Raw genomic sequence first — 13,845 nt, forward strand, 5'->3', positions numbered from 1 at the left:
GAGCACCATGGACAACACCGTGCTGGAGGGGATGCGGGACGCACTGCGTGGCCCGGTCATCGCCCCACGGGACGACGAGTACGAGGAGTCCCGGAAGATATACAACGCAATGATCGACCGGCGTCCGGCCGCCTTCGTGCGATGTGCGGACGCCGGGGACGTCATGGACGCGGTGGACTTCGTCCGTACCCACGGCCTGGCCCCCGCGGTCCGCGGGGGCGGCCACAGCGGCGCCGGTCTGTGCCTGGTGGACAACGGCATCACCATCGATCTGTCACCGATACGCGGAGTACGGGTGGACCCGGCCGCCAGGACCGCCCAGGTCGGCGGCGGCAGCCTGCTCGGTGAACTCGACCATGCCGCCCACGCCTTCGGCCTCGGTACCCCTTCGGGCATCGTCTCGACGACCGGCGTCGGGGGCCTCACGCTCGGCGGCGGCCACGGCCATCTGACGCGCAAGTACGGTCTGAGCGTGGACAATCTGCTCTCCGCCGATGTCGTGCTGGCCGACGGCAGCTTCGTCACCGCGAACGAGCGCGATCACCCGGACCTGTTCTGGGCGCTGCGCGGCGGCGGCGGGAACTTCGGTATCGCCACCTCGTTCACGTTCCGGCTGCACCCGGTGGGCACCGTGACCCTGGCGGTCACCCTCTGGCCGCTGGAGCACATCCGCGAGGTGTTGCGGTGGTACCGCGGCTTCCTGCCGGAGGCTCCCGACGACCTGAACGGCTTCTTCGCGGAACTCACCGTTCCGCCGGCCCCGCCGTTCCCGGAGGAGATCCACGGGGAGCAGATGTGCGGTGTCGTCTGGTGCTGGACGGGGGACCAGGACCGCGCGGAGGAGATGTTCGCCCCCGTGAGCGAGCCGGCCGCTCCGGCCTTCCACTTCACCGCGCCGATGCCCTACCCCGCGGTGCAGTCGATGTTCGACGAACTCCTGCCCACCGGCCTGCAGTGGTACTGGCGCGGCGACTTCTTCGACCGCATCACCGACGAAGCCATCGACGTACACACGAAGTACGCCCAGGCGCTGCCCACCGGCCTGTCGACCATGCACATGTACCCCATCGACGGCGCTGCCGGCCGGGTGGGCCGGGACGACACCGCGTGGAGCTACCGGGATGCCCTCTGGTCGGGCATCATCGGCGGCATCGACCCCGACCCGGCCAACGCCGGGGCCATCAGGAAGTGGTGCGTCGACTACTGGGACGAGCTGCATCCGCAGTCGATGGGCGGCGGCTACGTGAACTTCATGGGCTCCGACGAGGGCCAGGACCGGGTCAGGGCCACCTACGGCGACCACTACGACCGGCTGGCCGACATCAAGAGGACGTACGACCCGCAGAACCTCTTCCGCGCCAACCAGAACATCGCCCCTGCGGTGCCGGTGTGACGGGCCGCGTCGCTCAAGGACTGCATGCGGGCTCGGACCGCGCACCGATGAGTTTCCCGCGCCGCGCCGGTCTGTACGCCTGAGAGCAACTCACGGAAGGCCGGCGCCATGCGGAAACTGATCTACGGCATGAACCTGACCCTGGACGGCTACATCGCCGCGCCCGGCGACGACATCGGCTGGAGCACGCCGAGCGACGAGCTGTTCCAGTTCTGGTCCGACCAGTTGCAGGCGACCGACCTGTCGCTGTACGGGGGCAGGCTGTGGCAGACGATGAGTTCCTACTGGCCGACCGGCGACCAGCAGCCCAACGCCACCCCGGCGGAGATCGAGTTCGCGCGCCGCTGGCGGGACATGTCGAAGGTGGTGTTCTCCTCGACGGTCGACGAGGCCGACTGGAACACCCGCCTGGTCACCGGCGACGCGGTCGCCGAGATCACCCGGCTCAGGGCCGGGGACGGCGGCCCGATGGACATCGGCGGCGCGACGCTCGCCGGGGCGGCCATGCGGGCCGGGCTGATTGACGAGTACATCCTGGCCACCGCGCCGGTCCTGGTGGGCGGCGGCACACCGTTCTTCACCGCGCTGGACAGCTGGGTGAACCTGAACCTGGTGGAGACGCGGACGCTTCCCTGCGGCGTGATCCTCACCAGGTACGAGACAAGGCGCTGAGCGCCGGGAACCTGGCGCCGGTCAGCCGCGTACGACCGACCGGCCCCTGACGTCTCCGTCTCCGTGCGTCAGTTCCAGTTGCACTTGGAGTTGGTGAGCGGGTCCATGGCCTTCACCCATGAAATGTCCGGCCGCCAGGACTCCAGGTCCCACGACGGGCCGCCGAGCCACTGGCCCGGCTTCTTGGGAAACGTGAAGACGGCATGGCAGGCGAACTGCTTGTACAGCGAGCTGCGCTCGGTGCCGGTCATCGCCCACGGCGTGGGCACCCGGCTCATCATCTGGTCCCAGCCCAGCTGGAAGTCCGCCTTGGAGGCGGCGCGCCCCTTCAGCGTGGGCCATGCGCGGATGACGAACCTGGTGTTCCAGGAGTCGAGCGGGATCTCGACGCGAGTTTCGTTGATCAGGTCTTTCGCCCGGTCACCCGCGGTGTCCCCCACCACCCCGTAGTAGCCGGCGCAGGCACTTTCGCATCCCTCGATGCCATTGCCCTTCGGGTTGGAGAAGATCGTCAGGTTCTTGTTCGCGAACCTCTGGTAGTTCTCCTGGTTGTCCTTGTCCCAGTACACGTCGGACGTCGGGTAGCCGAAGTCTCCGGACTCCCAGTTGTACGCCGACCACACTGAGCCGATATTGCCCGAGACCGCGTGGGCGCCATTGGACAAGGTGGGGTGCCAGTAGATGGTGCCGTGCTGGAACTGCTGGCGCTTGCCCGCCCCGTCGGGGTTGGTCAGCTCGTCCCCGGTGGGAAAGCCGAGCGAGCCGGCCTCCCAGCCCAGGGCCCCCACTTGTCGCCGATGGCCCCCCACACGGGGTGGGCGCCCGTGTCGGGGCTCCAGTAGATCGATCCGCCGACGAAGGTGTTGTAGCGGCCGACCCCGTTCGGGGTGGTCAACTCGTCGGTCTTCGGGCAGCCGAGAGGCGAATTCTCGCCTCCCATCTCCTGGTACTTCGCCAGGATCGCGCCCAGGACCTGGTGCCCGCAGATCACAGCGTCGTGGTCGTCGGCGGCTGCCCGCGGAACCTGGACGGCCAGGGCGAGAAGCATCGAAGTGAACACGGCACCTGCCGCACCTGCCGCCTTGCGCAGCGCACCGCTCCGGGGCGCGCGCTGCTGCGGTCCCTCTGACTGAGGACTTGTGTGTTGAGTCACAGCCGACACGCTAATGACGCCATCGCAACAGCAAAGAGTCGCGATCCAGCCACGCTGTGTGCAGGTTCTGCGTCCGATCGCCCGCACATGCACGGCGGAGGACACGGTTCCTCCCCCGACGCTCCAGACGCTCCCGACGCGGGAGCGGGGTGCCAGGGGAGGAACTGGATGTCGGGGGAGGAAGGGGGTGTTCGCGAGGAAGAGGAAGGGGACGCCGAGGCACTGAGCACCTCCGCGTCCCCCGCGTCCCCCGCCGCCTGTCCGTCCCGCTACGCGACCACGTGCTCGTCGGCCACCGAGAGCGCCGCGTCCAGGGCCGCCAGGCCCTCCTTCGCCTCCGCGTCGGTGATGTTGCACGGGGGCACCACGTGCGTGCGGTTCATGTTGATGAAGGGCCAGAGGCCGTGCTTCTTCGCCGCAGCGCCGAACGCCGCCATCGGGGCGTTGGCCTCGCCCGTCGCGTTGTACGGGACCAGGGGCTCGTGCGTCTCCCTGTTCCGTACGAGGTCCAGCGCCCAGAACGCGCCCACGCCGCGCACCTCGCCGACCGACGGGTGCCGTGCGGCCAGGTCCGCGAGGGCCGGGGCCAGGACGTCGGTGCCGAGGCGGGCGGCCTGGCCGACGATGTCCTCCTCCTCCATGGCCTTGATCGTCGCGACGGCCGCCGCACAGGCCAGCGGGTGACCCGAGTAGGTGAGCCCGCCCGGGTAGGGGCGCTTGGCGAACGTCTCGGCGATCTTGCCGGAGATCGCGACGCCGCCCAGCGGGACGTACCCCGAGTTGACGCCCTTCGCGAAGGTCAGCAGGTCGGGCGTGACGTCGAAGAGGTCGGCGGCGAACCAGGAGCCGGTCCGGCCGAAGCCCGCCATCACCTCGTCGAGGATGAAGACGATGCCGTACCGGTCGCAGATCTCCCGCACGCCCGCGAGGTAACCGGGCGGCGGGGTCATGATGCCCGCCGTGCCCGGAATCGTTTCGAGGATGATCGCGGCCACCGACTGCGGACCCTCGTACGCGATGGTGTCCTCAAGGTGCTGGAGGGCGCGGGCGCTCTCCTCGGCCTCGGTGGTCGCGTAGAACGGCGAGCGGTAGAGGAACGGCGCCCAGAAGTGCACCACACCCGCCGACGCCGTGTCCGACGCCCAGCGGCGCGGGTCGCCGGTGAGGTTGATCGCGGTGGCGGTGCCGCCGTGGTACGAGCGGTAGGCGCTCAGCACCTTCGCGCGGCCGGTGTGCAGCCGGGCCATGCGGGCGGCGTTCTCCACGGCCTCGGCGCCGCCATTGGTGAAGAAGATCTTGTCGAGGTCGCCGGGGGTGCGCTCGGCGATGAGGCGTGCGGCCTCGGAGCGCGACTCGACCGCGAAGGCGGGGGCGAACGTCGTCATCTTCGCCGCCTGCTCCTGGATCGCGGCGACGACCTTCGGGTGCTGGTAGCCGATGTTGGTGAAGACGAGGCCGCTGGTGAAGTCGAGGTACCGGTTGCCCTCGTAGTCCCAGAAGTACGAACCCTCGGCACCGGCGACGGCGAGCGGGTCGATCAGGTCCTGGGCGGACCAGGAGTGGAACACATGCGCACGGTCGGCGGCCTTGACGGCCGCACCTGCACGGGGATCGGGCTGCGGGATCTGAGGGGTCATGCATCCCAGCGTAGGGATCCGCAGGTCGGGAGGCACATGGCCATCTTGTATGGACTCGGCGGCATTCGTCGGCAGGATGTCGCCCCGCCGGACAACATGGCCGGACGGCGGGGCGGGCGGGCCACCGGCACGCACCAGCCGGTCGGCCCGGTTCTCCCAGTCATACCGGCACCTCGCACAGGCGCACTATCCTCGCCTCCAGCGCGCCCGCGCGGTGGCGCGGCCACGGGGGGAAGGCGGCACAGCCATGGAGGAACTCCAGCCGGGCGATCCACGTCATGAACCGCCGGACCGCAACAGTCGCTGGACGCTCGCCCTGATCATGGTGGCCCTGATAGTGGCGTTCGGCGCGGGCGGCGCGGTGTACGCGGTCATGAACTCGGACGGCGGCCCCACGACCCCGGCGCCCCACCCCACCACCCGTTCCAAGGAGCCGGCCGGGGACGGCGCATCGGCCGCACCGGACGCCTCCTTCGGTACCTGGAAGGGTTCGGCCCCGCGCGCCTAGCCATTCCGTGTGCCTGATCAGTCTCCGGGTAGCCGGTCCATGAAGAACGAGCCCGCGAAAGAAAGACGCAGAGAAGAGAGGCACGCATGTCGTCATCGCTGATCGAGACCGTGGACATCAACGCCCCGGTCGCCGTGAGCTGGGCTCTGTGGAGCGACGTCACCCGCTGGCCCGCCTTCCTGAGCCACGTACGCCTCGTCGAGCCGATGGACGAGAAGCGCTTCGCCTGGCAGCTGGAGCTGCCCGGCGCCGACAAGAACTTCGTCGCCGAACTCACCGAGGTCGTGCCGGAGGACCGGATCGCCTGGCGGACCATCGAAGGCGTCCACCATGCCGGCGTGGTCACCTTCCACCACCTCACCGACACGACGAGCCGGGTGGCGCTCCAGATCGAGTACGACCCCAAGGGCTTCGTCGAGCACCTGGGCGCGCTCACCAACCTCGATTCCGCCCTGGCAAATTACGACCTGGGCGAATTCCAGAAACTGGCCGAGAAGACGGCCGCCTCCTGAGGCCGCTAGCCTGGTCGGCAATGAACCATCTGCCGACGTCATCAGGCTCGCTCGCCCTCACCCGGTTCCCCGAGGACCCCCGCGACCAGCTGCGCGCCTGGGACGCCGCTGACGAATATCTCCTGCGCCACCTGGAGGAGAACGGGGCCCCCGCGGGCCCGGGGACCACCGTCGTGGCCGGTGACCGGTGGGGCGCGCTCACCACCGCGCTCGCAGGGGCGGTACAGGGCGCGGCCGGCGAGGTCGTCCAGATCACCGACTCCTTCCTCGGGCAGGAGGCGACCCGGGCCAATCTGGAGCGGAACTCGATCGGCGCCGGCTCCGTGCGGCTGCTCTCCACGCAGGACGCGCCGCCGGAACGCATCGATCTGCTGATCGTCCGGGTCCCGAAGAGCCTCGCGCTCCTTGAGGACCAGCTGCACCGGCTCGCGCCCGCCGTGCACGCCGGGACCGTCGTCGTCGGCACCGGCATGGTCAAGGAGATCCACACCTCGACCCTGAAGCTCTTCGAGCAGATCATCGGGGTCACGAAGACGTCCCTCGCGGCGAAGAAGGCCCGGCTGATCTTCTGCACCCCCGACCCGTCGCTCACCCCGGGCCCCAGCCCCTGGCCGCGGAGTTACGAGCTGCCCACCGGCGTCGGGGCCGCGTCGGGGCGGACCGTCGTCAACCACGCCGGGGTGTTCTGCGCCGAACGCCTCGACATCGGCACCCGTTTCTTCCTGCCGCACCTCCCGCAGTACGAGGGTCCGGAGCGGGTGGTCGACCTGGGCTGCGGCAACGGAGTCGTCGGCACAGCCGTCGCGCTGGCGAACCCGCGGGCCGAAGTGATCTTCACCGACGAGTCGTTCCAGGCGGTCGCATCGGCCGAGGCCACCTTCCGGAAGAACCTCGGCCCCGACGCCCCGGCCGAGTTCCGCATCGGCGACACCTTCGCGGGTGTCGAGGCGGGCTCGGTCGACCTCGTACTGAACAACCCGCCGTTCCACACCCACCAGGCGACCAGCGACCAGACATCCCGGCGGATGTTCCGCGGCGCGCGCGAGGCGCTGCGGACCGGGGGCGAGCTGTGGGTGGTCGGCAACCGGCACCTCAGCTACCACGTCATGCTCCAGCGCACGTTCGGCAACTGCCGGGTCGTGACGAGCGACCCGAAGTTCGTGATCCTGCGGGCCGTGAAGCGGTAATCCACTCCCCGGGCGTCACAACTCCGCTGTGGGGCCCGGGAATTGCGGGGTATCGCATCATCGCCCCCGACCGGTCGAGGGGCACATCAACAGAGCCTACGGCGTGACCGGGGACCACTCGCCGCACCACTGTTCGGCGCCCCACGCCTCGAACCGCTCCGCCTCGGTGAACCCCAGCTTCGCCGCGAGGCGCATCGAGCGGGTGTTGGCGGTCTGGGTGAAGAGCACCACCGGCTCGCCGGGAAGCGCGTCGGCGAACCAGCCGAGCGCCGCCGCGCACGCCTCGGCGGCGTACCCGCGCCCCCACGCCTCCGGCAGGAACAGGTAGCCGAGCGCGGCCGAATCCGGACGGACACGGCTCCGATGCTCCGGGCCGCGCCAGTTGAGCTCGATGGTGCCGATCATCTCGCCGTCGAGCTCGACCACGAAAAGGCCGGGGCGCCTCCCGGGTATCTCGGGCAACTCGCGCTCGCACTCATCACGCGGCCGAGGGCCGCCCAGGTAGGCGCTCACCTCCGGCGAGGCGAGCAGCTCGATGGTCGCCGCCCGGTCCCGGGCCTCGGACTCGCGGAGCACGAGCCGCTCGGTCTTGATCGGGGCGGGTGGCCAAGCGGCGGAACCTAGTTCAGACATGGCGGGCAACCTATCGCACGCCCGCAGTGTCCTGGACCGGCATCCGGACGACCGCGGTCCCGCTCTCCAGATCGATCATCGTCCGGTTCGGCGGCGCCCCGTCGTCCTCGTCGTCCCGCAGGACCAGCGACGACTGTCGCTCCTTCAGTTCGTTCTGCTTCCCCGCCGAAAGGGTCGCGTGCAGCTGCTCGAACCCGGTGGCCGATATCTGGCCCTGCCGTGCCCAGATCCGCCACGGCAGCACACCGGCCCGCCCGGCGCGCAACAGCAACTGGTCGACGAAGGCGACTCCGGTCAGCAGGATGACCAGTCCGGGCAAGGTCATGAAGACGACGAATCCCATACCGGCAGTATGCGGAACAACGGGCCGCTCGGTGGGCCCTCGGAGGATGCCGCGCACGGCCGGACGCGCGACGGCGGCCGACCCGTCACCAGAGCAACAGGTCGGCCGCCGCGCAGTGTGCTGCGGTGTCCCTCAGGGCCTCAAGGGCCTCAGGCCCCTCAGATGAACGAGTTGATCTCGATCGTCTCGGTCCGGCCCGGGCCCACACCGATCGCCGAGATCGGTGCGCCGGACATCTCCTCCAGCGCCTTCACATACGCCTGCGCGTTCTTCGGCAGGTCCGCGAAGGTCTTCGCCTTCGTGATGTCCTCGGTCCAGCCGGGCAGGTACTCGTAGACCGGCTTCGCGTGGTGGAAGTCCGTCTGGCTGAACGGCAGCTCCTCGACCCGCTTGCCGTCGATCTCGTACGCCACACACACCGGGATCTGCTCCCAGCCCGTGAGGATGTCGAGCTTGGTGAGGAAGAAGTCGGTCAGCCCGTTCACCCGCGTCGCATAGCGCGCGATGACCGCGTCGAACCAGCCGCAGCGGCGGTCGCGACCGGTCGTGACGCCGTACTCGTGGCCGACCGAGCGCAGCTTGTCGCCGTCCTCGTCGAAGAGTTCGGTCGGGAACGGTCCCGCGCCCACCCGTGTGGTGTACGCCTTGAGGATCCCGATGACCCGGGTGATCTTCGTCGGGCCGACGCCGGTGCCGGTGCAGGCGCCGCCCGCGGTCGGGTTGGACGACGTGACGAAGGGGTAAGTGCCGTGGTCGACGTCCAGGAGCGTGCCCTGTCCGCCCTCCATGAGGACGACCTTGTCCTCGTCCAGCGCCTTGTTCAGGACGAGCGCGGTGTCCGCGACGTACGGGCGGATCTGCTCGCCGTAGCCGAGCAGTTCCTCGACGATCTGGCCGGCCTCGATCGCGCGCCGGTTGTAGAGCTTGGCGAGGATCTGGTTCTTGCCGTCGAGCGCGGCCTCGACCTTCTGCTCCAGGATCGACTCGTCGTAGAGGTCCTGGACGCGGATACCGACGCGGTTGATCTTGTCGGCGTAGGCCGGGCCGATGCCCCGTCCTGTGGTGCCGATCTTCCGCTTGCCGAGGAACCGTTCCGTCACCTTGTCGACGGTGGTGTGATACGGCGTGATCAGATGCGCGTTACCGCTGACCAGCAGCTTGGACGTATCCACGCCGCGGTCGTTCAGCCCGCTCAGCTCGGAGAGCAGGACCGCTGGATCGACGACGACTCCGTTACCGATCACCGGAGTGCACTCCGGCGAGAGGATTCCGGAAGGGAGGAGGTGGAGCGCATACTTCTGGTCGCCTACGACGACCGTGTGGCCGGCATTGTTGCCGCCCTGGTAGCGCACCACGTAATCCACGGATCCACCGAGGAGGTCGGTGGCCTTTCCCTTGCCCTCGTCACCCCACTGAGCACCGAGCAGCACAAGTGCGGGCACAGGCGTACACCCCTTCCGGGCGGGGCATGTCCAAGGTCAGGGGGCGCACGTCTGGCGTACGCCGATACCTGAACCGTCGAACCGGCTGCCCCGGAATAGACGAAGCCCCTGGCGCAATAGCGCAAGGGGCTCTTGCACAAAGATGCTACCCGAGGAAGGACCGAGGTGTCGGCTCCAGATCCCCCAGCGAGCACCGAGCATCAGCTGCTGGTGGTCATCGACCCGGTCGCCCGCCGTGCGGACGGCGAATCCGTACGGATCGCGAAGGACGTGCTGTGCGCCGGCGCGCACGCCAAGATCTGCCTGCCCGAGGGGCCGGAGGAGTTCGCGCGGGCGCTCGCGAGACGCGGCCACCGGCGCCTCGTGGTGGTCGGTGACGACCGGGCGCTGCTCAGGGCGGTGACCCTGCTCCACCGTGAGCGCGACCGGGCACGCGGCGCCCTGTCCCTGGTGCCGGTCGGCCCGGCGCCCGCGCTGGAGCTGGCGCGGTCGCTGGGGGTCCCGGAGGGCGCGGTGGCCGCGGCGCGGTCGGTGCTCGACGGTGCGGTGCGCTGGCTGGACCTGCTGGTGGACGACAGCGACGCGGTGGTGCTGGGCGATCTGCGGATCCCGGTGCCGGGCCCGCGCTCCGGGACGCCGGGCGCGGACGGCGAAGGGGCGCACTCGGTGTGGGGCACCTGCCGTTCGCTCGTACGGACCCTCGTCGGCCCGGCGCCCGCGCCGGAGGCGCCCCGGGTGCAGCGGCTGCGGGTGGAGGCGGACGGCGTCCTGCTGGCCGATCTGGACCGGCCAGTGGCGGGGGTCCGGGTCTCGTCGCGGGGCGGCGCGGGGAAGGCGGAGGTGGCCATCGAGCTGCCGTCCGGCGACCGGCTGACGGCTGAGGCGCTGGCGGTGACGGTTTCCGGGGCTGACTTCCGGTACCGCAGGGACGGCCTGGTGGGCGGCCCGGTACGGACCCGGACGTGGATGGTGCGGGCGGGGGTGTGGGGGCTGACGCTGCCCGCGGTCGCGGTGTGAACCGCGGCCTGGAAGCACTGCCCGCGCCCCCAGGCCCCTGGGGGCGCTGCCCGCGGCGCCGCGGTGTGAACCGCCGGCGCGGGGCGGCGCGGGGCGACACGGGCGGCGCGGGGCGCACACCGTGGTTCGTCAGCCGAAACGCTTCTCGCGCTCCACGTTCCAGCGCTCCATCAGCGCCGCCAGCTCCCCGTGCAGGAACTCGAAGAAGGCCAGCGTCTCGCCCAGCCGCCGCCCCTGCGGGGAGTCGGGCCCCAGGTTCGCGACCCCTTCGCGCAGGGCGTCCTCCCAGCGCTTGATGACCATGTCGCGGCTGGTCAGCGCCTCGTACCACTGGTCGCTGTGCACCCGGAAGCGGTCCCGGCGCGAACCCGGTTCGCGTTCGCGGGTGACCATGTTGACCTGCGCGAGGTAGCGGACGGCGCCGGAGATCGCGGCAGGGCTGACCTTGAGCTGTGCGCCCAGTTCGGCCGAGGTCAGCGCGCCGGATTCGGAGGCGAGCAGCGCGGCGAAGATACGGGCCGGCATCCGCTGCATCCCGGCGTCGGCGAGCTGCGCGGCGAACCGTTCGACGAAGCGGGAGACCGCGCCGTCCGCAGCCTGTGCGCCGGCGCTGTCGCTGTTCACCGGGCCGGTGTCTTTCGTCGTCATCCTTGGATCTTCTCCCCAGCGTCCCCGGTCCCTGCCACCCGTCCGAGTTTATACGTTTCCTTAACTTCCTTAAGTTCACAACTTTGTGAAATCACTGTACTTTCAGAAACATGACCAAGGCACTCACAGCCGCCGGACTGCACAAGTCGTTCGGCCGGACATCCGCACTGGACGGCCTCGACCTCACCGTCGAGACCGGCGAGGTCCACGGCTTCCTCGGGCCCAACGGCTCCGGCAAGTCCACGACCATCCGGATCCTGCTCGGGCTGCTGCGCGCGGACTCGGGGGCCGCGCAGCTGCTGGGCCGCGACCCGTGGCGCGACGCGGTCGAGCTGCACCGGCGCATCGCCTATGTACCGGGCGACGTCACCCTCTGGCGGAACCTGAGCGGCGGCGAGGTCATCGATCTGTACGGGCGGCTGCGTGGCGGCGGCCTCGACGCTGCGCGCCGGGCGGAACTCCTCGACCGGTTCGAGCTGGACCCGACGAAGAAGGGCCGTACGTACTCCAAGGGCAACCGGCAGAAGGTGGCTCTGGTCGCCGCGTTCGCGTCCGACGTGGATCTGCTGATCCTCGACGAACCGACCTCCGGGCTCGACCCGCTGATGGAGGAGGTCTTCCAGCAGTGCGTACGGGAGGAACGCGACCGGGGGCGGACCGTCCTGCTCTCCAGCCACATCCTGAGCGAGGCCGAGTCGCTCTGCGACCGGGTGAGCATCATCCGCAAGGGGCGGACGGTGGAGACCGGTTCGCTCGACGAGCTGCGGCATCTGACCCGCACCAGCATCGTCGCCGAACTGGCCGGTGTGCCGGACGGGCTGGCGCAGCTGACCGGGGTGCACGACCTCGACGTACGGGGCACCCACGTCAGGCTCCAGGCCGAGACGGACCGGCTGGACGCGGTGCTCGGAGCGCTCATCACGGCGGGGGTGCGGTCGCTGACCAGCACACCGCCGACGCTGGAGGAACTGTTCCTGCGGCACTACGCGGCAGGGGCGGACGACTCGTCGCCGACCCGTCCGCACACCCACCCGCCCACTCACCCGCGTACTCCGGCCGAAGGGGCGATGTCGTGACGATCACCGTCGCCGCCCCGCCGCGAGCCGGCTCCACCGGCCGGGGCGCTCACCAATTCACCGGCACCGGTGCCCTGTTGAGGCTGGCCCTGCGCCGTGACCGGATCATGATGCCGGTATGGGTGCTGGCGCTCGGCGCCTCCTACTCGTCCGTCGCCTCCTCCACCTCGTCGCTGTACAGAACGGCCGCCGAACGCGCCGATCTGGCCAGGTCCATGAACGCCAACAGCTCGCTGCGAGCTCTCTACGGACCGGTATTCAACGACTCGCTCGGCGGGATCACCGCCTGGAAGATGGCCGCTTTCGGAGCCGCGCTCGCCGCCATACTGAGCCTGGTCGTCGTCGTACGCCACACCCGCGAGGAGGAGGAGAGCGGCCGTCAGGAACTGCTCTCATCGGCCGAGGTCGGACGGCGGGCGCCGCTCACCGCCGCGCTGCTGGCCGCCCTCACCGCCCAGACCGCGCTGGCCGTGGTGACCGTCGCCGCGCTGGTCGCGGCCGGGGCACCGGGCGGCGGTTCGGTGGCGCTGGCCCTCGCGGTGGCCGGTGTCGGGATGCTCTTCGCCTGTACGGCGGCCATCGCCGCGCAGTTCACCGAGAGCGCGCGGGCCGCCAAGGGGATCACCGCGGCGGTGATCGGTGCGGCGTACGTACTGAAGGCGGCGGGCGACGCCACATCCGACCACGGTTCTGCCGTGGCGACCCGGCTGTCGCCGATCGGCTGGGCCGAGAACGTACGGCCCTACGCGGCCGAACGCTGGTGGTTGCTGCTGGTCCTGGCGGCAGCCGTCGGTATCCAGGCGGTGCTCGCGTACGCCCTCGCGGGCCGCCGTGACATCGGCCTGAGCTTCCTGCCCGCCCGCCCGGGGCCCGCGCGGGGCGGACTCGGCACGGCGGGTGCGCTGGCCTGGCGGCTCCAACGGGGCAGCGTCCTCGGGTGGTCGGCCGGGTTCCTGCTCGCCGGAATGGTCTTCGGCGGGATGGCGGACGGCGCCGCGGACCTGGTCGGCGACAACAAGGGCACCCGGGAGATCTTCCAGCGGATGGGCGGCCACTCCGGCCTGACCGATGCGTTCCTCGCCGCGATCACCGGGATGCTGGGGATGGTCACGGCACTGTTCATCGTCGCCTCGGTGCTGCGGCTGCACGGCGAGGAGACCTCCCAGCGCGCCGAACCGCTGCTCGCGGGCGCGGTCGGCCGGCTCCGCTGGGCCGCGGGCCATCTGATCGTCGCCTTCGCCGGTTCGGCGGCCGTACTGCTCGCGGGCGGCACCGGTCTGGCCGTGGGGTACGGACACCGCCCCGGCCCGGTCATCGGCGCCGCCCTGGCCCAGCTCCCCGCGGTCTGGGCGCTCGGCGGCCTCACGGTCCTGCTGTACGGGGCCGTCCCGAAGGCCGCACCGGCCGCCTGGGCGGTGGCCGGCCTCGCGCTGGCCCTGGGGTGGATCGGCCCTGCGCTCGACCTCCCGCAGCCGGTCCTGGACCTGTCACCCTTCGGGCAGTTGCCGAAACTGCCGGGCGGGAGGATGGACTGGCCGCCGGTGCTGGTGCTGACGTCGATCGCGGCGGCGCTGGCCGCGGCGGGGCTGGCCGCGCTGCGCCGCCGCGACATGAGCGGTTGAGA

At 70.5% G+C, this 13,845-nt stretch carries 15 protein-coding genes; 8 read left to right on the top strand and 7 right to left on the bottom strand.

The genetic code is table 11. The annotated features are described in order from the left end of the window. Positions 1–7: 7 nt before the first annotated feature. Both OG210_RS12890 and OG210_RS12895 read left to right on the top strand, forming a co-directional pair. On the top strand, positions 8–1,393 hold the full coding sequence (locus OG210_RS12890) for an FAD-binding oxidoreductase (protein WP_328329437.1): 1,386 nt from the start codon (positions 8–10) through the stop codon (positions 1,391–1,393). Between the two features lie 108 nt (positions 1,394–1,501). Further along, positions 1,502–2,065 carry a dihydrofolate reductase family protein gene (locus OG210_RS12895; RefSeq protein ID WP_371536455.1) on the top strand — a complete coding sequence of 188 codons (564 nt, stop codon included), beginning with the start codon at positions 1,502–1,504 and terminating at the stop codon, positions 2,063–2,065. A gap of 68 nt (positions 2,066–2,133) precedes the next feature. On the opposite strand, the gene OG210_RS12900 is transcribed toward OG210_RS12895, so the two are convergent. The 3 genes from OG210_RS12900 to OG210_RS12910 form a co-directional block, all read right to left on the bottom strand. Then, on the bottom strand, positions 2,134–2,853 hold the full coding sequence (locus OG210_RS12900; RefSeq protein WP_371536458.1) for a DUF2599 domain-containing protein: 720 nt from the start codon (positions 2,851–2,853) through the stop codon (positions 2,134–2,136). Further along, positions 2,796–3,125: an LGFP repeat-containing protein gene (locus OG210_RS12905; protein ID WP_371536461.1), complete on the bottom strand. Its 330-nt coding sequence runs from the start codon at positions 3,123–3,125 to the stop codon at positions 2,796–2,798. The genes OG210_RS12900 and OG210_RS12905 overlap by 58 nt, the downstream gene beginning before the upstream one ends. Before the next feature lie 362 nt (positions 3,126–3,487). Continuing rightward, on the bottom strand, positions 3,488–4,855 hold the full coding sequence (locus tag OG210_RS12910) for an aspartate aminotransferase family protein (RefSeq protein WP_328329431.1): 1,368 nt from the start codon (positions 4,853–4,855) through the stop codon (positions 3,488–3,490). Positions 4,856–5,102: 247 nt separating this feature from the next. Between OG210_RS12910 and OG210_RS12915 the strand changes: the two genes are divergently transcribed. The 3 genes from OG210_RS12915 to OG210_RS12925 all read left to right on the top strand — a co-directional run bounded on the left by OG210_RS12915 (position 5,103) and on the right by OG210_RS12925 (position 7,062). Then, complete coding sequence (locus tag OG210_RS12915) at positions 5,103–5,363, top strand: hypothetical protein (protein ID WP_328329429.1); 261 nt, start codon at positions 5,103–5,105, stop codon at positions 5,361–5,363. Between the two features lie 86 nt (positions 5,364–5,449). After that, complete coding sequence (locus tag OG210_RS12920; RefSeq protein ID WP_328329427.1) at positions 5,450–5,875, top strand: SRPBCC family protein; 426 nt, start codon at positions 5,450–5,452, stop codon at positions 5,873–5,875. A gap of 20 nt (positions 5,876–5,895) precedes the next feature. Beyond that, positions 5,896–7,062 carry a methyltransferase gene (locus OG210_RS12925; RefSeq protein WP_371536465.1) on the top strand — a complete coding sequence of 389 codons (1,167 nt, stop codon included), beginning with the start codon at positions 5,896–5,898 and terminating at the stop codon, positions 7,060–7,062. A gap of 96 nt (positions 7,063–7,158) precedes the next feature. Here the strand turns inward: OG210_RS12925 and OG210_RS12930 are convergent, their stop codons facing one another. The 3 genes from OG210_RS12930 to OG210_RS12940 form a co-directional block, all read right to left on the bottom strand. After that, a complete protein-coding gene (locus tag OG210_RS12930) occupies positions 7,159–7,695 on the bottom strand; it encodes a GNAT family N-acetyltransferase (protein ID WP_328329423.1) in 537 nt (178 codons plus the stop codon). A 10-nt stretch (positions 7,696–7,705) separates the two neighbouring features. Next, entirely contained in the window at positions 7,706–8,038 is a 333-nt protein-coding gene (locus OG210_RS12935) for a DUF6191 domain-containing protein (RefSeq protein WP_328329421.1), read from the bottom strand. Positions 8,039–8,196: 158 nt separating this feature from the next. Further along, a complete protein-coding gene (locus OG210_RS12940; RefSeq protein ID WP_328329419.1) occupies positions 8,197–9,480 on the bottom strand; it encodes an adenylosuccinate synthase in 1,284 nt (427 codons plus the stop codon). 165 nt (positions 9,481–9,645) lie between these two features. Here OG210_RS12940 and OG210_RS12945 point away from each other — a divergent pair, with 165 nt between their 5' ends. Next, on the top strand, positions 9,646–10,497 hold the full coding sequence (locus OG210_RS12945) for a diacylglycerol kinase (RefSeq protein WP_371536469.1): 852 nt from the start codon (positions 9,646–9,648) through the stop codon (positions 10,495–10,497). A 129-nt stretch (positions 10,498–10,626) separates the two neighbouring features. Here OG210_RS12945 and OG210_RS12950 read toward each other — a convergent pair whose 3' ends face one another. After that, the gene (locus OG210_RS12950) at positions 10,627–11,145 is read right to left on the bottom strand and encodes a GbsR/MarR family transcriptional regulator (RefSeq protein ID WP_371536472.1); all 519 of its coding nucleotides are present in this window, start codon (positions 11,143–11,145) and stop codon (positions 10,627–10,629) included. Between the two features lie 110 nt (positions 11,146–11,255). On the opposite strand from OG210_RS12950, the gene OG210_RS12955 reads away from it, so the two are divergent. Then, the gene (locus OG210_RS12955) at positions 11,256–12,221 is read left to right on the top strand and encodes an ABC transporter ATP-binding protein (protein ID WP_328329413.1); all 966 of its coding nucleotides are present in this window, start codon (positions 11,256–11,258) and stop codon (positions 12,219–12,221) included. Between the two features lie 2 nt (positions 12,222–12,223). Then, positions 12,224–13,843 (top strand): ABC transporter permease, encoded by a 1,620-nt coding sequence (locus OG210_RS12960; protein WP_371540271.1) that lies wholly within the window; start codon positions 12,224–12,226, stop codon positions 13,841–13,843. Positions 13,844–13,845 lie beyond the last annotated feature (2 nt).

This window comes from Streptomyces sp. NBC_00466, from assembly GCF_041433995.1.
Taxonomy (GTDB): domain Bacteria; phylum Actinomycetota; class Actinomycetes; order Streptomycetales; family Streptomycetaceae; genus Streptomyces.

Excerpts from the sequence above, each read along its gene's own strand:
- OG210_RS12955 (WP_328329413.1), top strand. The coding sequence starts at position 11,256 with ATGACCAAGGCACTCACAGCCGCCGGACTGCACAAGTCGTTCGGCCGG.
- OG210_RS12915 (WP_328329429.1), top strand. The coding sequence starts at position 5,103 with ATGGAGGAACTCCAGCCGGGCGATCCACGTCATGAACCGCCGGACCGC.
- OG210_RS12935 (WP_328329421.1), bottom strand. The coding sequence starts at position 8,038 with ATGGGATTCGTCGTCTTCATGACCTTGCCCGGACTGGTCATCCTGCTG.
- OG210_RS12895 (WP_371536455.1), top strand. The coding sequence starts at position 1,502 with ATGCGGAAACTGATCTACGGCATGAACCTGACCCTGGACGGCTACATC.
- OG210_RS12925 (WP_371536465.1), top strand. The coding sequence starts at position 5,896 with ATGAACCATCTGCCGACGTCATCAGGCTCGCTCGCCCTCACCCGGTTC.
- OG210_RS12890 (WP_328329437.1), top strand. The coding sequence starts at position 8 with ATGGACAACACCGTGCTGGAGGGGATGCGGGACGCACTGCGTGGCCCG.
- OG210_RS12920 (WP_328329427.1), top strand. The coding sequence starts at position 5,450 with ATGTCGTCATCGCTGATCGAGACCGTGGACATCAACGCCCCGGTCGCC.
- OG210_RS12930 (WP_328329423.1), bottom strand. The coding sequence starts at position 7,695 with ATGTCTGAACTAGGTTCCGCCGCTTGGCCACCCGCCCCGATCAAGACC.
- OG210_RS12950 (WP_371536472.1), bottom strand. The coding sequence starts at position 11,145 with ATGACGACGAAAGACACCGGCCCGGTGAACAGCGACAGCGCCGGCGCA.
- OG210_RS12910 (WP_328329431.1), bottom strand. The coding sequence starts at position 4,855 with ATGACCCCTCAGATCCCGCAGCCCGATCCCCGTGCAGGTGCGGCCGTC.